The organism is Stenotrophomonas sp. FSL W7-1447, from assembly GCF_037966425.1.
Taxonomy (GTDB): Bacteria; Pseudomonadota; Gammaproteobacteria; order Xanthomonadales; family Xanthomonadaceae; genus Stenotrophomonas; species Stenotrophomonas pavanii.
Genome location: NZ_CP150199.1, coordinates 800,231 through 826,316, shown reverse-complemented (window position 1 = coordinate 826,316; position 26,086 = coordinate 800,231). Strand labels below are relative to the sequence as shown.

The following is a 26,086-nucleotide window of genomic DNA, read 5'->3' as shown; positions in this document are numbered from 1 at the left end:
ACTCATACCGCCACCGGCGCCTTGATGGCCGGGTGCGGGTCGTAGCCGTCGATGCGGATGTCGTCGAACTGGAAGCCGAACAGGTCGGTCACCTCCGGGTTCAACCACAGCGTCGGCAGCGCGCGCGGTTCACGCGACAACTGCTCGCGCGCCTGTTCGAAGTGGTTCGAATACAGGTGGGCATCGCCCAGGGTGTGCACGAAGTCGCCCACGCCCAGGCCGGTGGCCTGCGCCACCATGTGGGTCAGCAGCGCGTAGCTGGCGATGTTGAACGGCACCCCGAGGAAGATGTCGCCGCTGCGCTGGTACAGCTGGCAGCTGAGCTTGCCGTCCACCACGTAGAACTGGAACAGGTTGTGGCACGGCATCAGCGCCATCTGCGAAAGCTCGCCCACGTTCCAGGCGCTGACCACCAGCCGGCGCGAATCGGGGTTGCGCTTGATCTCGTCCACCAGCCACTGCATCTGGTCGATCTCGCGACCGTCGGCGGTGGCCCAGCTGCGCCACTGCTTGCCGTAGACCGGGCCGAGGTCGCCGTTCGCGTCGGCCCACTCGTCCCAGATGCGCACCTGGTTGTCCTTCAGGTAGCCGATGTTGGTGTCGCCCTTCAGGAACCACAGCAGCTCGTGGATGATCGAGCGCAGGTGCAGTTTCTTGGTGGTGACCAGCGGGAAACCATCGTTGAGGTCGAAGCGCATCTGCCAGCCGAACACGCTGCGGGTGCCGGTACCGGTGCGATCACTCTTCTCGGCGCCGTGCTCGAGCACGTGCGCCAGCAGGTCCAGGTAGGCCTTCATGCCTTGCCCCCGGCGGCCACCGGCGGCTGCGGCTGCAGCACCGGCGCGCGGCGCGACATCACCAGCAGCACCAGGCCGAAGGCGATCAACGGCAGGCTCAGGATCTGGCCGCGGGTCAGCCAGCCGAAGGCCACGTAGACACCGTTGTCGGGCATGCGCACGAATTCGACGGCGAAGCGGAACAGGCCGTACATCAGCGCGAACAGGCCGCCGACCAGATAGCGGTGGCGCGGCTTGGCCGACACCGTCCACAGCACCACGAACATCACCAGGCCTTCCAGGAACGCTTCATACAACTGCGACGGATGGCGGGCGTACGGGTTCAATGCGCCGGTGGCGAACTGCGCCTGCAGGGTGGCAGTGTCGAGCTGGTTCAGCGGGGCCGGCAGGCCCGACGGGAACACCACGCCCCAGGTCCCGTCGGTGTACTTGCCCCACAGCTCGGCACCGATGAAGTTGCCGATGCGGCCGAAGCCCAGGCCCAGCGGCACCAGCGGCGCCATGAAATCCATGGTGTCGAAGAAGTGCAGACGGTGCTTGCGCGACCACCACCAGCAGGCACCCAGCACGCCGAGCAGGCCGCCGTGGAAGCTCATGCCGCCATCCCAGACCTTGAACAGCAGCAGCGGGTTGTGCAGGAAATCACCCAGCGCGTAGAACAGCATGTAGCCGATGCGGCCGCCCAGCACCACGCCGAGCATGGCGTAGAACAGCAGGTCGGAGAATCCGTTGGCATCGACGCCCGGCAGGCGCCCCGCGGCGATGCGCGTGCGGCCCAGCAGCCAGGCCGCGGTGAAGCCAAGCAGGTACATGATGCCGTACCAATGCACCTTGATCGGCCCCAGCGAAAGGGCGATGGGGTCGATGTCGTGGAAATAGATCATGGAAGGTGCCTTGCGGTTGAACGCCTATTCTCGGGCCAGTGCCGCCCCGGCTCAACCAAGGAGCTGGGGCGTGTTGGGCAGGCCGTCATCGTCTGACCGCGTCGAAGCGGGAAAGTGCCCTTCGATCAGGCTGGAGACCTCGTCGATCGCATCCTGCAATGCCTCGACCGGATGGGCGCCGCGCAGGCCCTCGCGCAGGTGGGTGCAGACCCGCTGCCACTGCGCCGGGCTGACCCGGCCGTGCAGGCCACGATCGGCGACGATCTCGATCGCGTGGTCGGCCAGCAGCAGGTAGATCAGCACCCCGTTGTTGTGGGCGGTGTCCCAGGTGCGCAGCCGGGCGAACGCCTGCTCGGCGGCCTGGCGCGGGGTGACCTTGTGCCACAGCGCTGCCAGCGGCAGATCCGCTTCTACCGCGAACATCACCTGCCCGCCGTGGCGCTGCTCGCCGGCCGCGATGGCCTCGGTGATCGCCTGCAATGTGGCCGGCGGGAACGCGCGCCGCACCGAGGGCGAGAATGCATGGCGGAACAGACGTTGGATCATCACCAGCCTCCCGAAGCGCCACCGCCACCGGAACGGCCACCGCCGCCGCCCCAGCCGCCACCGCCGCCGAATCCACCGCCTCCGCCGAAACCGCCTCCCCCGCCCCAGCTGCCACCGCCCCAACCGCCACCGCCGGCAAAGCGGCCCGGGTGCCCGGACAGCATCGCCACGATCAGGCCGACCACGCCGGCCAGGCCACTGGCCAGCAGCGTGGAAGTGAACAGGAACGCCGCCAGCGCCGCACCCGCGCCGCCGAGCAGGCCGCGCAGCGGACGCGGCACGCGCGAGAAGACGCCGCGCAGGATGCTGCCGGCGAACACGCCGATGAACAGCGCCAGGAACCAGGTGTCGCCGCCAGCGCCGGGCTCGCGCCCGCGATGGCCGCTGACCGGTGCCGGCAGCGGTTCGCCGTCGATCAGCTTGACCAGCACCGCCGTGGCATCGGTGATGCCGCCGGCATAGTCGCCGCTGCGGAAGCGCGGGACCAGGTATTCCTGGATGACCCGGTTGGCGATGGCATCGGGGATGGCGCCTTCAAGACCGTAGCCCGGCTCGATGCGCACGCGCCGGTCATCCTTGGCCACCACCAGCAGCACGCCGTCATCCACGCCCTTGCGGCCGATCTGCCATTGGTCGAAGACCCGCGTGGTGTACTGCGCGATGTCCTCCGGCTGGGTCGTGGGCACCACCAGCAGCTGCAGCTGGCTGCCCTTGCGCTGCTGCAGCTCGATCGCCTGCTGCACCAGCGCCTGCTTCTGCGTGGCGTCCAGCGTGCCGGTGGTATCGACCACCGGCGAGTCCAGCGCAGGGATCGGCGCCAGCGGCTGTGCCTGCGCTGCCAGCGGCAGCCACAGCAGCAGGGCCAGCAGCGCGGTGGCCAGGCGCATCGGTCAGTGGCCCGGCTGCGGTGCCGGCTGCTGCTGCGGCGCGTTGCCGAAATCGACCGCTGGTGCGTTGGAGATCTGCGCTTCGTTGTCCACCGTGAAGTTCGGCTTGGTCTTGTAGCCGAAGATCTTGGCGGTGACCACCTGCGGGAACGAACGGATGTAGGTGTTGTAGTCCTGCACCTGCTGGATGTAGCGGCCGCGCGCGACCGTGATGCGGTTTTCGGTGCCTTCCAGCTGGGCCTGCAGGTCGCGGAAGTTCTGGTCGGACTTCAGCACCGGGTAGTTCTCGGTGACCACCAGCAGCCGCGACAGCGCGCTGCCGAGTTCACCCTGGGCCTGCTGGAACTGCTTGAGCGAGGCTTCGTCGTCGGCGTTGACGTTGATCTGGCCGACGCGCGAACGGGCGTTGGTGACTTCGGTCAGGACACGCTCTTCCTGGCTGGCAAAGCCCTTCACCGTCTGCACCAGGTTGGGCACCAGATCGGCGCGGCGCTTGTACTGGTTGAGCACTTCGGACCAGCTGGCCTTGACCGCCTCATCCTTCTGCTGGATGGCGTTGTAGCCGCAGCCGGACAGCAGGGAGGCCAGCAGCATCAGGGGCAGGACACGGGTGAACAGGCGCATGGCGGAGGTTCCGGGTGGGCTTGGCGCCGAGCATGCCATGGTCCGGGTGAAAGACCGGCCATCGGGCGCCGCCCCCTCCGCGGTGGTTGGCAAGGAAGCGCTATCGGGATCGGCCGGGAGGGTGGGTTAGCTGGGGGACGCCGTGAATACGTCCATGTAGGCTCGGTCGCGCCATCCATGGCGCTCACGCCCCCAGCCAACCCACCCTCCCGGCCACGGACAATTTCCTGCACACCGCGGGAAGATCAAAAGAAAAAATCAAAAGCAAAAGCCGGTTTTTCAGGCATTCGAGTCGATCAAGGTCGACACCTGCCAGAGCGGGACGCCGTTCCGACCGATCGCGGCAATCTGTCGGAGGTGGGGCGGTGTGGGTTGGCAGGACCGTTGGCGCCATGGATGGCGCCATCGAGCCCCCATGGATGGGTTCACGGCGTGTCCTGCCAACCCACACCGCCCCGCCCAACCCTCAGAAAACCAGCGCCGGCTGTTGCGGTTGCTGTTGCTTCGGCCGTTGCCTTGGCCTGTAGCGGGTGCAGGGCTGCAAGCCCTGCCGGCCCCCCCCCCCCCCCCCCCCCCCCCCCCCCCCCCCCCCCCCGGCCCCCCCCCCCTCAGCAGGCCTCGGCCACCGCAGTGCGCGGACGCCCCAGCCATGCCAGCAGCAGGCCCGATGCCGCCAGCAGGCCACCGGCCACCGGAATCGCGGCGTAGCCCAAGCCCGAGCTGATCACCGCACCGCCCAGCGCCGCACCCACCGCATTGCCCAGGTTGAACGCCCCCACGTTGATCGACGACGCCAGGCCCGGCGCCTCGCTGGCCACCTGCATCACCCGGATCTGCAGCGGCGGCACGAGGGCGAAGGTCGCCGCACCGAACAGCAGTACGCCCAGCGCCGCAGTGGCGTGGCTCATGAAGGCCAGCGGCAGCACGAACATCAGCACCGCCAGTACGGCCAGCAGGATGCGGGTGGCGCCATCCAGCGACCAGTCGGCCATGCGCCCGCCGATGCCGTTGCCGAAGGTGAAGCCGATGCCGATCAGTGCCAGCGACATCGCGATGAAGGCATTGGAGGCGCCGGTCAATTCGGTCAGCACCGGTGCGACGTAGGTATAGAGGGTGAACATCGCACCGGCGCCGAGCACGGTGGTGGCCATCGCCAGCAGCACCTGCGGCTGCAGGATCGCCTTCAGTTCGCGGCGCACGTCGGGGCGCGGTCCCGGCGCGGACGCCGGCAGCGCGAAGCCCAACGCAGTGATCGCGATCAGGCCCAGCGCCGCAGTGCCCGCGAAGGACAGGCGCCAGCCCAGCTGCTGGCCTACCCAGGTCGCCAGGGGCACGCCGCCGATGTTGGCGATGGTCAGGCCCATGAACATGGTGGCCACGGCCGCAGCCTGCTTTTCCTTCGGCACCAGGCTGGCGGCGACCACCGCACCGATGCCGAAGAACGCGCCGTGGTTGAGGCTGGTGACCAGGCGGGACAGCAGCAGCAGTCCGTAGTTGGGGGCCAGCGCGGACAGCAGGTTGCCGACCACGAAGATCGACATCAGCAGCATCAGCGCGGTGCGCTTGCCGAAACGGCCCATCAGCAGGGTCATCACCGGCGCGCCCAGCATCACGCCCACGGCGTAGGCGGTGATCAGCATGCCGGCGGTGGGGATCGACACCCCCACGCCGTCGGCGATGACCGGCAGCAGGCCCATCGGGGCAAACTCGGTGGTTCCGATGGCGAAGGCGCCAACGGCAAGCGCCAGCAAGGCGGCTCTGGAATTCATGGGGGTTTCCTGGGGGGCGGGAATCGGGAGTGCGTAGCCTGCGCGCTTTGCTGCGCCGGATTAAGCCTCGGCCCGGGAAAACACTGTTGATCCTGATTCACAAGTGGACCCCGCAAATCCGCCATCCGTGCAAAAACCCCTGGGCGGTTGCAGAGCCGGGGCCCCCACAACGCAGAACCCCCGGCCGGGGCCGGGGGTTCTGGGGGAAACGTGTACGCCGGTGGCGTGCTTACCAGTTGCCGGCACCCGGCACGTTGTGCTCGCGGGCGCGGCGGCGCATCAGCAGGTTCAGCCACTCGACCAGCACCGAGAAGCCCATCGCAGCGTAGATGTAGGGCTTGGGCACGTGCACGTCCAGGCCGTCCAGGATCAGCACCGCGCCGATCATCAGGATGAAGGCCAGCGCCAGCATCTTCACGGTGGGGTTGGCGTCGATGAAGCGGCCCAGCGGGTTGGCGGCCAGCAGCATCACCAGCACCGACAGCAGGATGGCGGCCACCATCACCGGGATGTGGTCGGCGATGCCGACGGCAGTGATCACCGAGTCCAGCGAGAACACGATGTCGATCACCGCGATCTGCGCGATCACGTAACCGAACACGGCCGAGGCCTTGGTGGTGCTGGGGTCTTCATCCTCGCCGCCGCTGATCAGCTCCTTGATCTCCATGCAGCCCTTGATGATCAGGAACAGGCCGCCGACGATCAGCACCAGGTCGCGGATGGAGATGCCCATGCCGGCCACGGTGAACAGGTTGGCCGCCATGTGCGCCAGGTAGGCCAGCGAGACCAGCAGGCCGATGCGGGTGATGCAGGCCACCGCGATGCCCAGCTTGCGTGCGAACGGACGACGCTCTTCCGGCAGCTTGCTGACCGCGATGGAAATGAACACCAGGTTGTCGATGCCGAGCACGATTTCCAGCGCGCTGAGCGTGAACAGGGTCACCCAGGCATTGGGGTCGGCGAGGAACTCAAAGGACATGGAAACTCTTCAAGGCAGTGGGGGAATGGGGTTTCAGCCGTAGCTGCCGGCCAGCGCGTGCGGAACCACGACCAGCGCCCAGCACAGCAGCACGTTCATCATCAGCACGAACACCGCCGCCGAGCCCATGTCCTTGGCACGGCCGGCCAGTTCGTGGATCTCGCTGCCGTAGCGTTCGATGACCGCTTCGATGGCCGAGTTGGCCAGCTCCATGGCCAGTACCAGCAGCATCGAGCCGATCAGCAGCGCGCGTTCGACCGGGGTCTGGCCCAGCCAGACCGCGGCTGGCGTCAGCAGGATCAGCAGGTACACCTCCAGCCGGAACGACGACTCGTGCAGCCAGGCGGCCCGCAGGCCCTGCCAGGACCAGCGGGCGGCCTGGAAGATGCGGCGAGGGCCGCGCGGCAGATGACCGAACTGATCAGCCACGGGTGGAACGTCCAGCAACAGGGGCGCGGCGCAGCAACCGCTCAGACGCACGGCAGGGAATCATGGGTGCACAGGAATAGGCAGACGGCCGCCATTTTGCCACAAGGCCGCCGGCCCTATCCCCGGCGGCCCGGGCGAATGGCCTGCCAGGGGCAAGCACCGGGCCGCGCCGTGCTCCTATGATGGGTCTTCCCTTGCCTGCTGGAGCGCCTGATGTCCCGTCGCCACACCTGCCTGCTGATGCTGGGCCTGCTGACTGCCGCACCGCTTGCCCAGGCCCTGGGCCCGGCCAGGCCGCCGCAGGTGCCCGAACAGGTCTCCAACGTGGCCTGGGCCGGCGACATGGCCCACTTCGCCAGCGCGGACCAGGCGAACCCGCCGCCGCGCGGTGGCATCGAGTTCATCGGCAGCTCCTCCATCCGCTTCTGGGAGAGCCTGGCCACCGATTTCCCCGGCCAGCCGGTGTTCAACCGCGGCTTCGGCGGTTCGGAAGTGCGCGACAGCACCTGGTATGCCGACCGCATCGTGGTGCCGTATGCGCCGTGCAAGGTGTTCTTCTACGCCGGTGACAACGACCTCAACAGCGGCCGCAGCGCCGTGCAGGTGCGCGACGATGTGGTCGCCTTCGTGCAGCGCGTGCACCGCGACCTGCCGAAGACCCGGGTGGAATACCTGTCCATCAAGCCGAGCCCGTCGCGCGCGCACCTGCTGCCGGCGATCAAGGAAGCCAACGCGCTGATCAAGGCTGCGCTGGCCAGGCTGCCCAACACCGGCTTCACCGACATCTACACGCCGATGCTCGGCGCCGACGGCCAGCCGGATGCGACACTGTTCCGCGAAGACATGCTGCACATGACCCCGGCCGGCTACGCGATCTGGACCAAGGCGCTGGCGCCGAAGGTCAACTGCAACTGAGGGACTGCGGACGCCGGGCATGGCCCGGCGCTACCGCAACCCCATCCACGCATGGCGTGGATCTACCGAATCACGGGCAATGGGGTCGGGGGATCAGCGGAAGATCACCGTGGCCTCGGTGCCCTGCCCTGGCTCGCTGGCCAGGCTGACCTTCCAGCCGAAGCGATCACACAGCCTGCGTACGATCGACAGGCCCAGGCCGGTTCCCTGCGGGCGGCTCGGCACGGCGCGGTAGAACGGCTCGAACGCGCGCGACAGCGCCTCGGCGGACATGCCGATGCCGCTGTCGCGCACCACCACGCGATCGTTGAGCACGTGCACGTCGATGCGTCCTTCGTCGGTGTAGCTGCAGGCGTTGCGCACCAGGTTGCTGACCACCACCTGCAGCACCCGTGGCGGTGCGTGCAGCTGCACCGGGCCTTCGCTGTGCAGGTGCACCGACACGGGCCGGTTGCCCAGCAGTTCGTTGGCGTTGTCCACCTCGTAGCGGACGATGTCGTTGACATCGAACAGCTCGATCTGCGGTTCGACATCGGCCTCGCGCGCCAGGATCAGGAACGCATCGATCACCGCTTCCATGTCACGGCCGGCACGCTGGATGCGCTGCAGGCTGCGGCGCAGGCGTGGTTGCAGGGTCTCATCGCCCAACGCCATGTCGCTGGCCACACGGATGACGGTCAACGGCGTGCGCAGCTCGTGGCTGGCATCGCGGGTGAAGTTGCGCTCGCGGGCCACGTGCGCGCTGACCCGGTTGGCCAGCGAATGCAGGGCGGCCGCCAGCTGCCGGGTCTCGCCCTGCATGTCCGCCGGCAGCTTGTTCGGCTCCAGATCGGCCGCTTCGGGGTGGCCCGGGTCCCAGCGCGAGACGCGCCGTGCCAGCCAGTTCACCGGCGACACCAGGCGCTTGGAGGCACGGTAGGTGACCCAGCTGGCGCCATACACCGCCAACAGGGTCAGCAGCACCGGCACGATGCCGAACCAGAACGCCAGCATCTCCGCACGCGAACGCAGGAACACCAGGTACAGGCGGCCGGCCGGACGTACATCGACCAGTACCAGCTGGTCGTCCCCGCGCAGCTCGTGGAACCCCGGCTCCAGGTTGCGCAGGTTGGCCGGCAACGACAGCGCCGACTGCCCGCTTTCCAGCAGGTAGCCGCGGATGTTCTGGGTGTTGGGCGGTGGCTGTACCGGCGAGGCTTCGTGCAGCGTCCAGTAATAGGCCGCTTCCTCGCGCAGGGCGGCGCCGACCAGGCTGTGCTTGATCACCAGCGAAACCAGCCAGGCACCGAGCAGGATGCCCAGGCTGGCCAGAACTGCCTGCAGGATGAAGGCGATACGGATCTTGCGCGGCAGGCCGTGCGGCATTGCGGGGTCCCGGTCAGAGCGCTGCGATTATAGGCAGCGCGCTGCGCCGTAGTCGTGCACGGAGGATGACCGGCGGCAGCGCCGGCCGGTCATCCGTGCCCGGTGCGGGGTCGTTGCCCGGCCGGGCCTGATGCTGCACCGGCCTGGCCCCGATCAGGCCATCGGCTGGGCGATATCGGCAATGCGGTAACCGGCGCTCTGCACGGTGTGCAGCAGCGGACGGTCGAACGGCTTGTCGATGATCTTGCGCAGGTTGTACAGATGGCTGCGCAGGGTGTCCGAATCCGGTAGGCCATTGCCCCAGATCTCGCGTTCGATCTCCTGGCGGGTGACCACGCGCGGCGATTCGCGCATCAGGATGGTCAGCAGGCGCAGGCCGATCGGCGACAGCTGCAGCTCGGTGCCGGCGCGGGTGGCACGCATGCTGACCGGGTCGAGCACCAGGTCGGCGACCTTCAGCACTTCCGAACCGACCTGGCGGCGTTCGCGACGAATCAGCGCGCGCAGGCGGGCTTCCAGCTCCTGGATCGCGAAGGGCTTGGTCAGGTAGTCATCGGCGCCAAAACCGAGGCCGGTGAGCTTGTCGTCCAGCGTGTCGCGTGCCGTGAGCATCAGCACCGGTGTGGACTTGCGCGCATCGTTGCGCAGGCGACGGCATACTTCGATGCCATCCAGGCGCGGCAACATGAGATCGAGCACCACGACGTCATAGCTGTTCTCCGCCGCAAGGCGGTAGCCATCCAGGCCGTCCTGTGCATAGTCGACTTCGAAGCCGCGACCTTCCAGGTATTCCCCGATCATCTCGGAGATGTTGCGGTTGTCTTCGACCACCAGCACCAAGCCGGAGGTCTCCTTCGTCTGACGCATGTGATTCCCTCTAACTTCAGCTTTGTGAAACATGCCGGATCGACGGTGGACGCGATGTGAAGTTCCGTCAAGAGGGTTGTAAATCGTTCAGAGCAGGGGCCGCAGGAGCGGCCAGACGTTGTCCAGCACCCTCGGTTGCGCCTGCGCCGTGGGGTGCAGGCCATCGGCCTGCATCATGCCCGGCTGCAGGGCCACGCCTTCCAGCAGGAACGGCAGCAGCGGCACCTTGTACTGCGTGGCCAGCGCCTTGTAGGCCGCAGCCAGGCGCTGGCGGTAAGCAGGCCCGTAGTTGGGCGGCACGTCGATGCCCAGCAGCAGCACCTTGGCGCCGGCCTTCTGGCTGGCCTGCACCATCTTTTCCAGGTTGCCCTGCACCTGTGCCGGGGTCAGCCCGCGCAGCGCGTCGTTGCCGCCCAGCGCGATCACCACCACCGTCGGCTTTTCCTTCGCCAGCAGGCCCGGCAGGCGGGTCAGCGCGCCGGCGGTGGTCTCTCCGCTCATGCTGGCATTGACGATGCGCGGCGGCGTTTTCGACTGTTGCCTGACCCGCTGCTGCAGCAGGCTGACCCAGCCGGCGTCGGCGGGGATATTGTGGGCAGCACTGAGGCTGTCGCCGAGGACCAGCACCGTGCCCGCCGGGCCTTTGGCTCCGGCCAGCCCGGGCAGCAGCAATCCCAGCAGCAGCACCATCATCGCGCCGGCTCGCCGGCTCCATCCCGTCTTGCGCATTGGAGTCTCCTCATCGACAGCCTGTCCCCCCGCAGCGCGCCCGTCGCCATCGCCGTCGACCAGGTCGGCAAGTCCGTGCAGGGCCCGGAGGGTGAAGTCCACATACTGGACAACATCACCCTGACCGTCCATGAAGGCACCAGTGTGGCCATCGTCGGTGCCTCGGGGTCCGGCAAGACCACCCTGCTCGGCCTGCTGGCCGGACTGGACCTGCCCAGCTGCGGCCACATCGCGCTGGCGGGCCAGAACCTGGGCGACCTGGATGAGGAAGCTCGGGCCCAGCTGCGCGCGCGCGAGGTCGGCTTCGTGTTCCAGAGCTTCCACCTGCTGCCGGCGCTGACTGCCGCCGAGAACGTCGCGCTGCCGTTGGAACTGGCCGGACGCGAGGACCGCGCACGGGTGGACCAGGTGCTGGCCCAGGTCGGCCTGGCCCATCGCGCCCGCCACTACCCGCGCCAGCTGTCCGGTGGCGAGCAGCAGCGCGTGGCGCTGGCACGTGCCTTCGTCACCCGCCCGCGCATCCTGTTCGCCGACGAACCGACCGGCTCGCTCGACCATGCCACCGGCCAGCACATCAGCGACCTGCTGTTCGAACTCAACGCCGGCAGCGGCACCACCCTCGTCCTGGTCACCCACGACCTGCGCCTGGCCCAGCGCTGCCAGTACATCCACCGCATCGATGACGGCCGCCTGCTGCCGGTCGAGCGCGGGGCGCAGGCATGAAGCTGCTGCGTCACGCGTGGCGCGCGCTGCGCCGCGAAGCGCTGGCCGGCGATCTGCTGACCGTGTTCGCTGCGCTGGTGCTGGGCGTGGCGGTGATGACCGCCGTGGGCACGCTGGTGAACCGGGTCAACCTGGCGCTGACCGGCAGCGCGGCGGAAATGCTCGGCGGCGACCTCGGCATCGCCGGGCGCGATGATCCGCCGCCGGCATTCGCCGACGAAGCGCAACGGCGTGGCCTGGCGCATACCCGCATCGCCAGCTTCGGCAGCGTGCTGTTCAACGGCGATGCCAGCCAGATGGCCAGCATCAAGGCGGTACAGGCGGGTTATCCGCTGCGCGGCACGCTGCGGGTTCGGGCCACGCCCGGCGGGGCGCTGATCGCAGGTGCCGGCATGCCGCCCAAGGGCCAGGCCTATGCCGACCCGCGCCTGCTGCAGGGGCTGGGCCTGAAGGCCGGCGATGACCTCGAATTCGGCGCCGGCACGCTGCGCATCGCCGGCATCATCGAGGCCGAGCCGGATGCCGGCGGCGACCTGCTGACACTGTCGCCCACCCTGCTGGTCAACCGCGCCGATGTGGAGGGCACCGGCCTCCTCGGCCCCGGCAGCCGCATCAATTACCGGCTGATGTTTGCCGGACCGGCCGATCAGGTTGCCGCCCTGCGCCAGTGGCTGATGCCGCAGGTCAAGGGCCTGCGCCTGCTGAGCGTGGACGACACCCAGCGCGGCGTGCGCCAGGCGTTCGATCTGGCCGGGCGCTTCCTCGGCCTGAGCGCGCTGCTGGCGGTGCTGCTGGCCGGTGTGGCCACCGCGCTGGCGGCCAACCGCTTCGCGCTGCGCCGCATCGACCAGGTCGCGATCCTGCGCTGCCTGGGCGCGCGCCAGCGCGAGATCCTGCTGGGCCTGGCGCTGCAGCTGCTGATGCTGGCGGTGCCGGCCTGCGCGCTCGGCATCGGCCTGGGCATGGCCGCGCAGGAAGGCCTGGTGCAGGTGCTGGGCAGCCTGGTGCCGCAGCGCCTTCCGCTGCCGGAAGCGATGCCGGCACTGACCGGCGCGGGCATTGGCCTGTTGCTGCTGTTCGGCTTCGGCCTGCCGCCGCTGCTGCGCCTGCGCGGGGTACCGCCGATGCGCGTGCTCAACCGTTCCTTCGCCGCCCTGCCGCCGGCGTCGTTGCTGGCCTATGCGGCGGCGCTGGCGGCCAGCCTGCTGCTGGCGGTGCAGGTCACCGGCGACCTGAAACTGGCGCTGTGGGTGCTCGGCGGCCTGGCCGCGCTGGCGCTGGCGGCCGGTGCGGTCGGCTTCGTGCTGCTGCAGCTGCTGCGCGGCCTGCAGCACCGCCTGCACGGCCACTGGCGGCTCGGCCTGGCCGCGCTGACCCGACGCCGGATGCTGGCAGTGATGCAGCTGGTCGGGCTGTCGCTGTCGTTGTGCGCGCTGTTGCTGCTGGCGGTGACCGGCCCCGGCCTGCTGCAGCAGTGGCGCGAGCGCCTGCCTGCGGATACGCCGAACTACTTCCTGATCAACATCCAGCCCGAGCAACGCGACAGCGTGCTGGCCGCATTGCGTGGACTGGGCGCCGGCGACGCCAGCATCGAGCCGATGGCGACCGGCCGCCTGATCGCGATCGACGGCAAGCCGCCGCTGCGCGTGGACCCGGCCGCCACCGAAGGGAACGGCACGAGCAACGGCCCCCGCGAGGACGACGACGAGAACCGGCCGTTGAACTTCAGCTGGCGCAGCACCTTCCCGCCCGCCAATGCGCTGCTGGAAGGCCGCTTCTGGCAGGCCGGCAGCACCGCGGCGGAAGCCTCGGTGGAAACCGGCTGGGCGCGGCGCTACGGCGCGCACCTGGGCGATCGCATTACGATTTCCGTAGGCGAGCAGCAGCGCGAGTTCACCGTCACCAGCATCCGCAAGGCCGACTGGAACACGTTCCGGCCGAATTTCTTCGTGCTGTTGAACCCCAACGCGGTGGGCGATACGCCGCACAACCTGCTGTCGGCCTTCCATCTGCCGTCCGGTAACGCGGCCGGGCTGGGCGAGCTGGTGCGCGCGCAGCCGAACCTGTCGCTGCTGGACGTGGACGCGGTGATCTCGCAGGTGCGCGACGTGATGGAACGGGTCGCGCAGGCGGTGCAGCTGGTGATGGTGTTCAGCCTGCTGGCCGGCGTGCTGGTGCTGCTGGCGGCGCTGCAGGCCACCGCCGGCGAGCGCCGCTACGACAGCGCGGTGCTGCGCACGCTGGGTGCGACCCGGCGCCAGCTGCGCGGTGCCGTGCTGGTGGAGTTCGGCGCGTTGGGCACGCTGGCGGCGATGCTGGCGGTGGGCGCGGCCGCAGCGATCGGTGTGGCGGTGTCGCAGAAGGTGTTCGAGCTGCCGTTGCTGCCGCCGTGGCCGGGCCTGCTGATCGGCGGCGTGGTCGGCATCGGGTTGAGCCTGCTGGCGGGCTGGTGGGGTACGCGGGCGATCCTGCATACGCCGCCGGCGTTGGCGCTGCGCGAGGCCTGAATCGGTTGCGCCTCCGGACGGCGTGCCGAGCAGGCTCGGCACCCACCGGAAGCAGGTGGATGCGGTGCCGGGTACGCCCGGCACCCTTCTCCACCGCGGCGATCAGCCTTCCTTCGGCGCCTTTTCCACGTACTTGGCAAACACTTCGTCGATCTGCTTGTCCTTCACCTTCTTGCCAGACTGGATCTCTTCGGCCTGGTTGAACAGCGGAATGATCATCGCCATGCCATCGATCTTGGTCTTCAGGTGCACGCCCGGGGCCTGGCCGAGGAAACCGTCCCAACGCTGGCGCACCTTGGCCCAGTAACCGGCAGTGGCCTTCCAGTAGTCACGCGCCGGGGTGAAGTCGACCTCGGTGGTCTTCACGTAGTCGTTGAAGCCGAACTCGCGGGCGATCTCCACCTGGCTGCCGTCGGCGTTGCGCTGCACCTTGGTGTTGAACTGCTCGTGGGTCCAGCCATTGGGCGTGAGCGTGTGGCGGTTGACCACGGCCAGCGCGTTGTAGTCGCTGCGCTTGGTGTACTCGCGGCGCGGCAACGGGCGCCAGCTCAGGTCGCTGGTCCAGCTCGGCACGTTGTTGGTGTAGGTCCATTTGCCGGTGCCGCAGTAGCGCGGTGCGTCGCTCACTTCGTATACGCACTGGGTCCAGGCGCCCTGGTTCACCGCTGCGGGAATGCGGCGCACCTGCCAGGTCTGGTCGGCGCTGAACTCGAAACGGTTCGGCGCTTCGTAGACCCAGTCCTGGCGCCAGTGCTTGGTGATGTGGCCGCTCTTCTCATCCAGCAGCAGGTGCTGCAGCACGATGCGCTTCGGCGTGTCCTCGACCACGATCACCAGCTCGTTGCCGCCGCTGCGCATCGCCGGGGCGCGCTCGTAGCCGGGCTTCAGCAGCACGGTCTCGTCGAATGCGAAATCGACGGTGTACTCGCCCTGCAGGGCAAGGATGCTGTCGTGGTCGCGGGCGACATCGGAGGGCTGCGCGCTGGCCACGCCGCCGGTGGCGAGCAGCAGCAGGACGCTGGCTGTCTGGAGCTTCATCGGGGTCTTCCTTCGGGGTTGCAGATGTAATGAGAGGCCATCGGCGGCCAACGGACATTCGGCCCGCCGCCGATCACAGGCGGATCAGTGGCGGCTCGCCGGGCAGGCGCGCCGCAGGTCGACGTGCGGCATCGGCGCAGCAGCAATCGTCGACGACCAGCTCGCCTTCGGCGCCTTCCAGGCGCGCAATACGTCGCGCGGCGGTCGCGCCCAGCGACGACAGCGTCGACAGGCTGGCCGCCAGCGTGCGGCCGTCGTCGGCGGCATGCAGGCGCAGCGCACACAGCCGCCAGCGCTGGCCACCGAGATGGCCGGCCAGGCGCCGCCACAGGCGCTCGCCGACACTGCCCTCGCTGTCGTGCGCCGGGCCCGGCGGCAGCGCCGCGACCAGCCGGTCCCAGGCCAGGAAATCGCTGTCGGGCAGCAGGTACAGGCGCCACACGCAGCGGCCGCGGCCATCGAGGAAGCACAGGCTTTCGCGCAGGCCTTCGCTGTCCACGCCCTGGCAGGCGTGCACGCGTACGGCCTGCCGCCAGCCTCCCAGCTCGTTGCCATCGGCGTGGTACAGGCACAGCACGGTGCCGAGCGTGGCCAGCTGTGCCGGGGTCGGCCAGGCCGCGCTGTGCAGCGCGGCGATGGAGTCATTCCTGCGTGCGGACAGTGCTCGGCTCATGGAGTCACCAGGAAACGGCAAGGCTGGCGGAGAAGGTGCGGCCCGGGCTGGTGTAGCGATCCAGCACACGGCTGGTCGGCGACAGTGTCGAGCCCACGTTGGACCAGTCGATGTAGCGCTTGTCGCCCAGGTTGAACACACCGACGTTGAAAGTGGCGCCCGGCGCGAAGTTCCAGTGCGCCATCAGGTCGGCCACGCCGTAGCCGGCCGGGCGGTACACCGTCGCTGCGGTGACGCGGTCCTTGCGCTTGACGAAGGTACCGGCCAGTTCGAAGCCCCAGGTATCGGTGTCGTACATCAGGCCGACGGTACCGCGCAGCGGGTCGACCGAATCCAGCGGCGTGTCTTCGGTCTTGTTGTCGCCGCGCGACCAGGCCACCGCACTGCGCAGTGCCCAGCCCTGCAGGCCCGGGCTGATCTGGCCGAAGTCGACGCCGGCCTTCAGTTCGGCGCCGTAGATGCGCGCGTCGGCGATGTTGCGCGACTGGAACACCATCAGGCCCTGCGCGTTGGTACCGACCAGCGACTGCGACTCGATGAAGTCCTTGTACTCGTTGTAGTAGCCGCTGACGCTGACGTAGGCCGCCGGCGACAGGAAGCGCAGGCCCAACTCCAGGCCATCGCTGGTTTCCGGCTTCAGGTCGGGATTGGGAATGGCGGTGTAACCGAAGGCGAAGTTGGTGAAACCGAGGTTGACGTCGTTGTACGGCGGCGAGCGGAAGCCACGCGAGTAGCCGGCGAACAGCGACCATTCGTCGGTGAAGCGATAGACCATGCCCAGCTTCGGCGAGACGCTGGTCTTGGTCAGCCTGGCCACCGCAACGCCGGGATTGTCCTCGGCGAAGATGCTGTCCACTTCCGGCTTCAGTTCGTAGCGGTCCACGCGCACGCCCGGCACCAGCGACAGCTTGCCGCCGGCCATGCGCATTTCATCCTGCGCGTACAGGCCCAGCTCGGTGGTCTTGCTGATCGGGAAATCGCGTACCGGGAAGGCGTCGGGCAGGATGGTGGTGCTGGTCTGGCCATTGGCCAGCACCTGGTAGCCGTCGCGCTTCTGGCGGATCTCGGTACGCGCGCCCTCGAAGCCGTAGGTCAGCGCGTGTCCGACACTGCCGGTGCTGAACGCCTTGTTGAACTGTGCCTGCAGGCCGTAGACGCGCTGGTCGAAATTGAACGCGCGGTGGCGGCGGCTGCGGTTGGCACGGTCTTCGTCGGTGACCTGGTTGGTCTCGCTGTGCTGGGTATACAGCTGCCAGTGCAGGCTGTCGGCGAAGCCCTTGTCCAGCGCATCCATTTCATGTGCGAACGACACGCGGGTGCGGTTCTGGGTGTCGCGTGCCTTCATGCCGGTGGTGGTGGTGCGGTCGATCGAGGACAGCACGTGGGTATCGGTGGTGTCTTCGTTGCCTTCCACGGTCAGGCGGAAACGCTGGTCTTCACTGGGCGCATAGACCAGCTTGGCCAGGCCACTGCGACCGTCGCGGTCCTGCGGGTTGGGCGCAGTGCGGGTGTTGTCGAGGCTGCGCACATCGCCCTTGTTGCCGGTTTCCTGGCCCTGGCGATGGTTGAGGTTGACCATGCCGCTCCAGTGCTCGCCACCAAACGCGCCGGTCACGCCGCCGAGCAGGCCCTTCCACTCGCCGTCGTAGCCAAACTTCAGGCCGACGTAGCTGTCCTTGCCATCCTTCAGGTAATCGGCCGGATCCTTGGTGACGAAGGCGACGACGCCCCCGAGCGCATCGGAGCCATACAGCGAGCTGGCCGGACCGCGCACGATCTCCACGCGCTTGAGCGTGTCCAGATCGGTGAAGTTGCGGTTGGCGTTGGAGAACGAACCGATCGCGAAGCTGGTGGGCATGGCGATGCCGTCGGTCTGCACGCGCACGCGGTTGCCGTCCAGGCCGCGGATGCGGATGCTGCCAAGGCCGAAGCGCGCGGCGCTGCGGCTGACCGACAGGCCCGGCTCGTAGCGCAGCAGGTCCTTGATGTCCTGCACCAGGTGCCGGTCCATCTGCTCGCGGTCGATGACATCGACGGTGGCCGCCACGTCACTGACCGCCCGCTCGGTGCGGGTGGCGGTGACCTGCACGCGGTCGAATTCGCGCGCATCGGGTGCGGCGGTGGCCGCGTCAGCAGCATGGGCGGACAGCGGCAGGGCCATCCAGACGGCAACGCAAAGGGCGGTAGGGCGGGTCATCGGGTTCGTTCGGTCAGGCAGGGGAACCCCCGGTTACCGGCACACCCGGAAGGTGCACGCGGTAGACCGGGGGGGAGAGAGCGGGAGCGGACGGGTCGCCCACCCTGCCGGCGCGGCCGGCAGGAGGGAGGGCGGGCGGGCGACCAGGCCGCGATTACTTGGTCAGGATCAGCTTGTCGTTGCTGGTGTGCCGCAGGCGATAGAAGCGGTCGCCGTGCTGGATCAGGATTTCACGACGGCCCTTGAGCAGGGCTTCGCTGTCGATGACCTCTTCCGGCGGAACGACACGGACCGGGCGATCGCGGAGGGTCAGCGTTTCGGGGCGCAGCAGTACAGGTTGAGCATTCATGAGCATCTGGACTCGTGCGAGGGACGAGTTAAATGATAATGATTCTCAGTTGACAATCAACAACCATTCTCAATTTGATTGATGAGATTAATGATCGAATTCTGAAATTCGATAGATCATGTCAATCAAAGGGAGACGCAGCCGTGTAGAGTCGACTGTCAGTCGACTGCGGTTGCTCGAAGCGGTCGGTTATTCAAAGCAGTCGACTGACAGTCGACTCTACCGTTCCCGTTCCCGTTCCCTCGGCCGAGCCGGCCCGACCGAGCCCCAGGCCCGGTCGGCCCCGGGGTTCAGGCGAAGGCGGCTTCGACGTCGGCCCAGCCGGCCGCGTCGACCTGCTCCAGCACGTCCAGTGCCTGCAGGTTCTGCAGCAGCTGGCTGACCCGGCTGGCGCCGAGGATCACGCTGGAGACGTTCGGGTTGCGCAGGCACCAGGCGATGGCCAGCGTGGCCGGCGCCTGCCCCAGTGCGCGCGCGACCGCACTGAAGCGGCGCACCTGGGCCAGGCGGGCCTCGGTGTCGTCACCCAGCACCAGCGCCTGCAGCCATTCCATGCCCTCGCGGCCCAGCCGCGCATCGGCCGGGATGCCCTGGTCGTACTTGCCGGTCAGCAGGCCCGAGGCCAGCGGCGAGAAGATGGTGGTGCCCAGCCCGGCACCGGCATACAGCGGCGCGTACTCGACCTCGACCCGCTCGCGGTGCAGCAGGTTGTACTGCGGCTGTTCCATCGACGGGCCCTGCAGGTTGTGCGCTTCGGCGATGTCCAGCGCCTGCTGGATCTGCGCCGCCGACCACTCCGAGGTGCCCCAATAGAGGATCTTGCCCTGCCGCACCAGGGTGTCCATGGCGTGCACGGTCTCGGCGATCGGCGCGTCCGGATCCGGCCGGTGGCAGTAGTAGAGGTCCAGGTACTCCACCCGCAGGCGCCTGAGCGCGGCGTGGCAGGCATCGGTCACATGCTTGCGCGACAGGCCGCGCTGGGTCGGCCGTGGGTCCTTGGCGCTGCCGAAGAACACCTTGCTGGAGACGCAGATGCCGTCGCGCGGCAGGCGCAGGTCGGCGATCACGTCGCCCATCACCTGTTCGGCGCGGCCGTTGGCATAGCCCTCGGCGTTGTCGAAGAAGTTGACGCCGTGGTCCCAGGCGGCCGCCACCAGGTTGCGGGCCTCGTCGCGCGGGATCTGGTCACCGAAGGTCACCCAGGCGCCGAAGGACAGGGCGGAAATCGGCAGGCCGGTAGAGCCCAGGCGACGGTATTGCATGCGAATCTCCTGCTGCGGGCCCGCATCCGGGCCGGGATCGAACCCCATTCTACCTGCCGTCGTCGGCCGCAAGCCCTTGCCGTTGCTGGCCCGATCGGTACCGTTGGGTGCGCGCACGCTGCTTTTTCTTGCCCCGGCCCCTGCCCTGCACTAGGCTTCCCGTTTTTCGCGACGCCCCAGGGGAGTCACTCACATGGTCGAAGGTTTGGGCAGGATCGGCTTCGGCCTGTTCGGGTTGGCGGTGCTGATCGGCATCACCTGGTTGTTTTCCAACAACAAGCGTGCAGTTGACTGGAAGCTGGTTGCCACCGGTATCACCCTGCAGATCGCCTTTGCGGCGCTGGTGATCCTGGTGCCGGGCGGGCGCGACGTGTTCGATGCGCTGGGCAAGGGCTTCGTCAAGATCCTCAGCTTCGTCAACGAGGGCTCGGGCTTCATCTTCGGCTCGTTGATGGACACCAAGAACTACGGCTTCATCTTCGCCTTCCAGGTGCTGCCGACCATCATCTTCTTCTCGGCGCTGATGGGGGTGATGTACCACCTCAACGTCATGCAGGCGATCGTGCGCGTGATGGCCTGGTCGATCACCAAGGTGATGCGCGTGTCCGGCGCGGAAACCACCAGCGTCTGCGCCAGCGTCTTCATCGGCCAGACCGAGGCGCCGCTGACCGTGCGCCCGTACATCGCCAGGATGACCCAGTCCGAGCTGCTGACCATGATGATCGGCGGCATGGCGCACATCGCCGGCGGCGTGCTGGCGGCCTACGTGGGCATGCTCGGCGGTGGCGACCCGGCGCAGCAGGCCTTCTACGCCAAGCACCTGCTGGCAGCGAGCATCATGGCCGCACCGGCCACCCTGGTCGTGGCCAAGCTGCTGATTCCGGAAACCGGCACCCCGCTGACCCGCGGCACGGTGAAGATGGAAGTCGAAAAGACCTCCAGCAACATCATCGATGCGGCCGCTGCCGGTGCCGGCGACGGCCTGAAGCTGGCGCTGAACATCGGCGCGATGCTGCTGGCCTTCATCGCCCTGATCGCGCTGCTGAACGCCCCGCTGACCTGGTTCGGCGAGGTGACCGGCCTGGCCGCTGCCATCGGCAAGCCGACCAACCTGTCGACCATCTTCGGCTACGTGCTGGCCCCGATCGCCTGGGTCATCGGCACGCCGTGGGCCGACGCCACCACCGTCGGCTCGCTGATCGGCCAGAAGGTCGTGATCAACGAGTTCGTCGCCTACACCGAGCTGTCGCAGATCGTGAACGGCCAGATCCCCGGCGTGAGCCTGTCCGCCGAAGGTCGCCTGATTGCCACCTATGCACTGTGCGGCTTTGCCAACTTCAGCTCGATCGCGATCCAGATCGGCGGCATCGGCGGCCTGGCCCCGGAACGTCGCCACGACCTGGCCAAGTTCGGCCTGCGCGCGGTGCTGGGCGGTACCATTGCCACCTTCATGACGGCGACCATCGCCGGCGTGCTCACGCACTTCAGTTGAACCCCTGGTTGAGAAAAGATTTCCTATGAGCAGCAGTGTCGTTGTCGTCGGTTCCTTCAATGTCGATCACGTGTGGCGGTGCGAGTCGCTGCCGGCACCGGGTGCGACCATTGCCGGCCGCTACAGCACCGGCCCCGGGGGCAAGGGCTTCAACCAGGCCGTGGCGGCCTGCCGCGCCGGTGCCCAGACGCACTTCGTGTGCGCCTTGGGCGATGACGCCGGTGGCGCCACTGCGCGTGAACTGGCTGCGCAGGATGGTTTCGCGCTGATCGCCGAGGCCAGCAGCGAGCCGACCGGCACCGCCGGCATCTACGTGGATGCGCGTGGCCGCAACACGATCGTGATCGGACCGGGCGCCAACGCCGCGCTGGGCACCGATTTCCTGCAACAGCAGCAGGCCCTGCTGACCGGTGCCAAGGTGGTGCTGGTGCAGCTGGAATCGCCGGTGCAGACCATCGAAGCGGCGCTGGCCACGGCCCGCGAGGCTGGTGTCACCACCGTGCTCAACACCGCGCCGGCCGACGCGCCCTCGACCATCGGCCTGCTCAAGCTGGCCGATGTGATCACCCCGAACGAGACCGAGTTCGCCGCCCTGCTCGGCCGCCATGTCGGTGAGCGCGTGGACGCCAACGACGTCGCCGCGCTGGATGGCGCCAGCCTGCACGCGCTGTGCCGCAAGCTGGTCGGCAACGGTACCGTGGTGGTGACGCTGGGTTCGGTGGGCGTGTTCGTCTCGCACGCCGACGAGAACCTGCGCGGCGACACCCAGCCGTACTACCGCGTCGGTGCCGAACAGGTGCAGGCCATCGACACCACCGGTGCCGGTGATGCCTTCAACGGTGCGCTGGCTGCGTCGCTGGCACAGGTGGCCGATGCACCGTTCGCCCGCCACGTACGCTTCGCCAACCAGTTCGCCGGTCGTTCGACCGAGAAGGAAGGCGCCGCTGCAGCGATGCCGCGCTTCACCCCGGCCGATTCCGAAGCCAAGTAGATCCACCCCACGCGTGGATGAGACGGCCCGGGGGCGCAGGCACCCGGGCCTTTCTTTTGCCCATCCCCCGCTCCTGCGACCGCCGGTCGCATTGCCGGCCCCCTGGCCTGCGCCCACCATCGGCGCAGCTTCCTTGCACGGGCAGGACATGGACGGATTCCCCTGGTTGCTGGTCGCGGCCGCAGGCAGTGCCATCGCGGCCCTGCTGCACATCGGCTGCATCGCCTTCGGCGCCGCGTGGTACAGGTACTTCGGTGCCGGCCCGCGCGTGGTCCGGCTGGCGCACGCCGGGCACTGGTGGCCGCCGCTGATGACCGCCGGCATTACGGCCGTGCTGGTGGCCTGGACGCTGTACGCACTGGCCGCCGCGGGCTGGCATTCGCCGCTGCCGGCCAGCCGCTGGGTTCTGCCCGCCATCGGTGCCTTGCTGCTGCTGCGCGCCACGATGGGCTTCGGCCTGGCACTGTTCCGCCCCGGCTACAACGGCGTGCGCTTCTGGGTGGTCAGCTCGCTGGCCTGCCTGGGCCTGGGCCTGGCCTTCACCCTGGGCGCCCACCAGGCCTGGCAGCGCCTGGGTTAGCCGCCCACCATCGCGCGGCCCTTGGGGCGACGGAAGCAACCGTCAAGCATCTGCTGATGCCGGTACGGCATGAGGTCGGTGCCGATCGGCCTGAACCGGACCGCGCCCGGCACGGTCGGGCCGCCGCTTGCGCCCTACAATGGGCGCATGCAGATCGGCCCGTACACCATCGCCCCCAACGTCGTGCTGGCGCCCATGGCCGGCGTCACCGACAAGCCCTTCCGCCTGCTGTGCAAACGGCTGGGCGCGGGGCTGGCCGCCTCGGAAATGACCATCAGCGACCCGCGCTTCTGGACCACGCGCAAGTCGATCCACCGCATGGACCATGACGGCGAGCCGGCGCCGATCAGCGTGCAGATCGCCGGCACCGAGCCGCAGCAGCTGGCCGACGCGGCGCGCTACAACGTGGACCATGGCGCGCAGATCATCGACATCAACATGGGCTGCCCGGCCAAGAAGGTGTGCAACGCCTGGGCCGGTTCGGCGCTGATGCGCGACGAGCAGCTGGTGGCGCGCATCCTCGACGCCGTAGTCAATGCGGTGGACGTGCCGGTCACGCTGAAGATCCGCACCGGCTGGGACTGCGACCATCGCAATGGCCCGCTGATCGCGCGCATCGCCGAGGACAGCGGCATCGCCGCGCTGGCCGTGCATGGCCGCACCCGCGACCAGCATTACACCGGCCAGGCCGAGTACGGCACCATCGGCGAGATCAAGGCCGCGCTGCGCATTCCGGTGATCGCCAACGGCGATATCGATTCGCCGCAGAAGGCGGCCTACGTGCTGCAGCAGACCGGGGTGGATGCCGTGATGATCGGCCGCTCCGCGCAGGGCCGGCCATGGATCTTCCGCGAAGTCGCGCACTACCTGGCCACCGGCGAGGAACTGCCACCGCCGTCGTTGGCGGAAGTGCGCGACATCCTGCTCGGCCACCTGCATGCCCTGCACGCGTTCTACGGCGAGCCGCAGGGCGTGCGCATCGCACGCAAGCACCTGGGCTGGTATGCCAAGGACCGGCCGGAGAATGCCGCCTTCCGCGCAGTGGTCAACCGCGCCGAAGACCCGCAGAGCCAGATCGCGCTGACCACCGAATACTTCGACCGCCTGATCGCCGGGGAACCGGCGTTGTCATCTGCTGCCTGAGCGTACTGCCACGCCGTCGAGTCGAGCTTGCCCGACTGAATTTCCAGAGCCGTCGAGCATGCTCGACGCTACAAGAGCCCGCCCCATGACCCCGCCGATTTCCTCCCCGACTTACCTGCACGGATTTTCCGGCACCGAACAGCAGCGCCTGATGACCCAGGCCCGGCTGCTGGAATCGAGCATCTTCGGCCAGATCGACTACGGCGGCGCGCGGCGCCTGCTGGAAGTCGGCAGTGGCGTCGGTGCACAGACCGAGATCCTGCTGCGCCGCTTCCCCGAGCTGCACGTGACCGGCGTGGACCTGAGCGAAACGCAGCTGGCCACCGCGCGCGAGAACCTGGCGCGCACGCCGTGGTGCAGCGACCGCTACACCCTGCAGCAGGCCGACGCCGGCGAGCTGCCGTTCGAGGCACGCAGCTTCGACGCGGCGTTCCTGTGCTGGGTGCTGGAACACGTGCCTTCACCTGCGCGGGTGCTGAGCGAAGTGCGCCGCGTGCTGGCACCGGGTTCGCCGGTCTACATCACCGAGGTGATGAATGCCTCGTTCCTGCTCGACCCGTACTCGCCGCACATCTGGCGCTACTGGATGGCCTTCAACGACTTCCAGTACGACCACGGCGGCGACCCGTTCGTCGGCGCCAAGCTGGGCAACCTGCTGCTGGCCGGCGGCTTCCGCGACGTGCACACCGAGATCAAGACCATCCACCTGGACAACCGCGAACCGGCGCGTCGCAAGACGATGATCGCGTTCTGGGAACAACTGCTGCTGTCGGCGGCCGACCAGCTGCTGCAGGCCGGCTCGGTGGACGAGGAAACCGTGGAAGGCATGCGCCGCGAGTTCCGCCTGGTGCAGAACGACCCCAATGCGGTGTTCTTCTATTCGTTCGTGCAGGGCCGCGCCACGGTGTATTGAGCCGACGCGGCACTAATGCTCCCGCATCCACGCATGGCGTGGATCTACTCAACGGCGCCGGCTGCGGGCGCTGATCGACGCAGTAGAGCCACGCCATGCGTGGCTGCCACCGCCGATGTCCCTTCATCCACGCATGGCGTGGATCTACTCAACGGCGCCGGCTGCGGGCGCTGATCGGCGCAGTAGAGCCACGCCATGCGTGGCTGCCACCGTCGATGTCCCTTCATCCACGCATGGCGTGGATCTACTCAACGGCGCCGGCTGCGGGCGCTGATCGACGCAGTAGAGCTACGCCATGCGTGGCTGCCACCGCCGATGTCCCTTCATCCACGCATGGCGTGGGTCTACTCAACGGCACCGGCTACGGGCGCATGCCAGATCCGCTGCCACATCGCGGCCAGCCGGCGACCGGCGTCGGCGCGCGCGGCCGGGCTGCGGTAATCCATCCGCACCTGCTCGGGAACGATCGCCCGCCACTGCCCGTCGGCCTGCTCGGCCACGACGAAGTTGAAGGTGTAGTCCGGCTCCAGGCCCATGCGCAGGTCACTCAGCACCAGCCGGCCGTCCACCACCCGTGCACGCATGAAGCCACGGTTGAACCACTGCAGCTGCTGCACCGCCGGGATGTCTCCCGCTTCGCGCAAGGCCTGCACGTTGGACGCAAGGCCTTCGAACCGCATCGGCCCGTGGTCGGCCACCAGCGAGCGATCACCCACCACGTAGCCATTGGGCGTCATCGCCACCACCCGCCACAGCAGGGTGTTGAACGGCATCGGCACCGAGAAGCGCGGCGCATCGCCCAGGCCCATCGCGGCCAGGCTCTGCTGTGCGGCACGGTCGACCTGCGCCTTGGCGATCAGGCCCCAGCCCAGGTAGCCACTGCTGATCAGCAGCGCCACGCCCAGCACCTTGCCCACCCACGGCCGGGCGCGGCCAAACCAGGCCAGCACGCAGCCCAGCAGCAGCCACACCGTGTAGCCCGGGTCGATGATGAAGACACTGGAACCCATGGTCGGATGTGGCCGCAACGGCCACCACAGCTGCGTGCCATACACGGTGAACGCATCCAAAAGCGGATGGGTGACCAGCGCCAGCTGGATCGCCCAGAACCAGCGCACCGGTGACTGCGCGACACGGCCGTTGCCGAAGCGTTTGAACAGCCACCAGACCAGCGCCGCCACCCAGGGCAGCACCAGCAGCGAATGGCTGAAGCTGCGGTGCTCGATCATGTTCACCACCGGGTCGGCGGCGGTGAAGCCGAGCCACAGGGCGTCGAGGTCCGGCAGGGTGCCAAGCGCGGCACCGGCCAGCAGGGCCGCGCGGCGATGGCCGGGCGGAGCGATGGCAGCAGCGACGGCGCCGCCGAGCACGATCTGGGTCAATGAATCCATGGCCTGATGCTAGCCGCTTGCGGGCGCGCCGTCTCA

General features: G+C 68.3%; 25 protein-coding genes. 8 read left to right on the top strand and 17 right to left on the bottom strand.

Annotation, left to right across the window (positions count from 1 at the left end):
• Positions 1-2: 2 nt before the first annotated feature.
• From NSQ78_RS03690 to NSQ78_RS03655, 8 genes are all read right to left on the bottom strand, one after another.
• Complete coding sequence (locus NSQ78_RS03690) at positions 3-797, bottom strand: thymidylate synthase (RefSeq protein WP_064237690.1); 795 nt, start codon at positions 795-797, stop codon at positions 3-5.
• Positions 794-1,681, bottom strand: a complete 888-nt coding sequence (gene lgt / locus NSQ78_RS03685) for a prolipoprotein diacylglyceryl transferase (RefSeq protein WP_053506405.1) — start codon at positions 1,679-1,681, stop codon at positions 794-796. Before lgt ends, NSQ78_RS03690 begins: the two co-directional genes overlap by 4 nt.
• A 51-nt stretch (positions 1,682-1,732) precedes the next feature.
• Positions 1,733-2,227, bottom strand: a complete 495-nt coding sequence (locus NSQ78_RS03680) for a TPM domain-containing protein (RefSeq protein ID WP_049470590.1) — start codon at positions 2,225-2,227, stop codon at positions 1,733-1,735.
• A complete protein-coding gene (locus NSQ78_RS03675; protein ID WP_064237689.1) occupies positions 2,227-3,114 on the bottom strand; it encodes a TPM domain-containing protein in 888 nt (295 codons plus the stop codon). The genes NSQ78_RS03680 and NSQ78_RS03675 overlap by 1 nt, the downstream gene beginning before the upstream one ends.
• Before the next feature lie 3 nt (positions 3,115-3,117).
• Positions 3,118-3,738: a LemA family protein gene (locus tag NSQ78_RS03670; RefSeq protein ID WP_049404134.1), complete on the bottom strand. Its 621-nt coding sequence runs from the start codon at positions 3,736-3,738 to the stop codon at positions 3,118-3,120.
• 608 nt (positions 3,739-4,346) lie between these two features.
• On the bottom strand, positions 4,347-5,507 hold the full coding sequence (locus NSQ78_RS03665) for an MFS transporter (protein ID WP_053462198.1): 1,161 nt from the start codon (positions 5,505-5,507) through the stop codon (positions 4,347-4,349).
• 229 nt (positions 5,508-5,736) lie between these two features.
• Entirely contained in the window at positions 5,737-6,486 is a 750-nt protein-coding gene (locus tag NSQ78_RS03660) for a TerC family protein (RefSeq protein ID WP_005408127.1), read from the bottom strand.
• A gap of 33 nt (positions 6,487-6,519) precedes the next feature.
• Positions 6,520-6,915: a diacylglycerol kinase gene (locus tag NSQ78_RS03655; RefSeq protein ID WP_064237688.1), complete on the bottom strand. Its 396-nt coding sequence runs from the start codon at positions 6,913-6,915 to the stop codon at positions 6,520-6,522.
• Between the two features lie 213 nt (positions 6,916-7,128).
• Here NSQ78_RS03655 and NSQ78_RS03650 point away from each other — a divergent pair, with 213 nt between their 5' ends.
• A complete protein-coding gene (locus tag NSQ78_RS03650) occupies positions 7,129-7,830 on the top strand; it encodes an SGNH/GDSL hydrolase family protein (protein WP_064237687.1) in 702 nt (233 codons plus the stop codon).
• A 93-nt stretch (positions 7,831-7,923) separates the two neighbouring features.
• On the opposite strand, the gene NSQ78_RS03645 is transcribed toward NSQ78_RS03650, so the two are convergent.
• The 3 genes from NSQ78_RS03645 to NSQ78_RS03635 all read right to left on the bottom strand — a co-directional run bounded on the left by NSQ78_RS03645 (position 7,924) and on the right by NSQ78_RS03635 (position 10,791).
• Positions 7,924-9,195, bottom strand: a complete 1,272-nt coding sequence (locus tag NSQ78_RS03645) for a HAMP domain-containing sensor histidine kinase (protein ID WP_064237686.1) — start codon at positions 9,193-9,195, stop codon at positions 7,924-7,926.
• A 153-nt stretch (positions 9,196-9,348) separates the two neighbouring features.
• Entirely contained in the window at positions 9,349-10,062 is a 714-nt protein-coding gene (locus tag NSQ78_RS03640; protein WP_002811889.1) for a response regulator transcription factor, read from the bottom strand.
• 87 nt (positions 10,063-10,149) lie between these two features.
• Positions 10,150-10,791, bottom strand: coding sequence for an arylesterase (locus NSQ78_RS03635; RefSeq protein ID WP_049466546.1), 642 nt, complete (start codon positions 10,789-10,791; stop codon positions 10,150-10,152).
• A gap of 75 nt (positions 10,792-10,866) precedes the next feature.
• On the opposite strand from NSQ78_RS03635, the gene NSQ78_RS03630 reads away from it, so the two are divergent.
• Positions 10,867-11,514, top strand: a complete 648-nt coding sequence (locus NSQ78_RS03630; RefSeq protein ID WP_057494315.1) for an ATP-binding cassette domain-containing protein — start codon at positions 10,867-10,869, stop codon at positions 11,512-11,514.
• The gene (locus NSQ78_RS03625; RefSeq protein ID WP_064237685.1) at positions 11,511-14,021 is read left to right on the top strand and encodes an FtsX-like permease family protein; all 2,511 of its coding nucleotides are present in this window, start codon (positions 11,511-11,513) and stop codon (positions 14,019-14,021) included. Before NSQ78_RS03630 ends, NSQ78_RS03625 begins: the two co-directional genes overlap by 4 nt.
• 102 nt (positions 14,022-14,123) lie before the next feature.
• On the opposite strand, the gene NSQ78_RS03620 is transcribed toward NSQ78_RS03625, so the two are convergent.
• From NSQ78_RS03620 to NSQ78_RS03600, 5 genes are all read right to left on the bottom strand, one after another.
• Positions 14,124-15,059 carry a DUF6607 family protein gene (locus NSQ78_RS03620; RefSeq protein ID WP_064237684.1) on the bottom strand — a complete coding sequence of 312 codons (936 nt, stop codon included), beginning with the start codon at positions 15,057-15,059 and terminating at the stop codon, positions 14,124-14,126.
• A gap of 73 nt (positions 15,060-15,132) precedes the next feature.
• Positions 15,133-15,732, bottom strand: coding sequence for a hypothetical protein (locus tag NSQ78_RS03615; RefSeq protein WP_064237683.1), 600 nt, complete (start codon positions 15,730-15,732; stop codon positions 15,133-15,135).
• Positions 15,733-15,736: 4 nt separating this feature from the next.
• Positions 15,737-17,929 carry a TonB-dependent hemoglobin/transferrin/lactoferrin family receptor gene (locus NSQ78_RS03610; RefSeq protein WP_064237682.1) on the bottom strand — a complete coding sequence of 731 codons (2,193 nt, stop codon included), beginning with the start codon at positions 17,927-17,929 and terminating at the stop codon, positions 15,737-15,739.
• Between the two features lie 154 nt (positions 17,930-18,083).
• Entirely contained in the window at positions 18,084-18,278 is a 195-nt protein-coding gene (locus NSQ78_RS03605) for a hemin uptake protein HemP (RefSeq protein ID WP_005412278.1), read from the bottom strand.
• 290 nt (positions 18,279-18,568) lie between these two features.
• Positions 18,569-19,540: an aldo/keto reductase gene (locus NSQ78_RS03600; protein WP_064239610.1), complete on the bottom strand. Its 972-nt coding sequence runs from the start codon at positions 19,538-19,540 to the stop codon at positions 18,569-18,571.
• Positions 19,541-19,733: 193 nt separating this feature from the next.
• On the opposite strand from NSQ78_RS03600, the gene NSQ78_RS03595 reads away from it, so the two are divergent.
• From NSQ78_RS03595 to NSQ78_RS03575, 5 genes are all read left to right on the top strand, one after another.
• Positions 19,734-21,032, top strand: a complete 1,299-nt coding sequence (locus tag NSQ78_RS03595; protein ID WP_049466534.1) for a nucleoside transporter C-terminal domain-containing protein — start codon at positions 19,734-19,736, stop codon at positions 21,030-21,032.
• Between the two features lie 25 nt (positions 21,033-21,057).
• On the top strand, positions 21,058-22,023 hold the full coding sequence (locus NSQ78_RS03590; protein WP_049466532.1) for a ribokinase: 966 nt from the start codon (positions 21,058-21,060) through the stop codon (positions 22,021-22,023).
• A gap of 148 nt (positions 22,024-22,171) precedes the next feature.
• Positions 22,172-22,603, top strand: coding sequence for a hypothetical protein (locus tag NSQ78_RS03585; protein WP_064237681.1), 432 nt, complete (start codon positions 22,172-22,174; stop codon positions 22,601-22,603).
• A gap of 147 nt (positions 22,604-22,750) precedes the next feature.
• Entirely contained in the window at positions 22,751-23,746 is a 996-nt protein-coding gene (gene dusB, locus NSQ78_RS03580; protein WP_064239609.1) for a tRNA dihydrouridine synthase DusB, read from the top strand.
• Positions 23,747-23,831: 85 nt separating this feature from the next.
• A complete protein-coding gene (locus tag NSQ78_RS03575) occupies positions 23,832-24,659 on the top strand; it encodes a class I SAM-dependent methyltransferase (protein WP_049468181.1) in 828 nt (275 codons plus the stop codon).
• Positions 24,660-25,003: 344 nt separating this feature from the next.
• Here the strand turns inward: NSQ78_RS03575 and NSQ78_RS03570 are convergent, their stop codons facing one another.
• On the bottom strand, positions 25,004-26,050 hold the full coding sequence (locus NSQ78_RS03570; RefSeq protein ID WP_064237680.1) for a metal-dependent hydrolase: 1,047 nt from the start codon (positions 26,048-26,050) through the stop codon (positions 25,004-25,006).
• Positions 26,051-26,086: the final 36 nt, after the last annotated feature.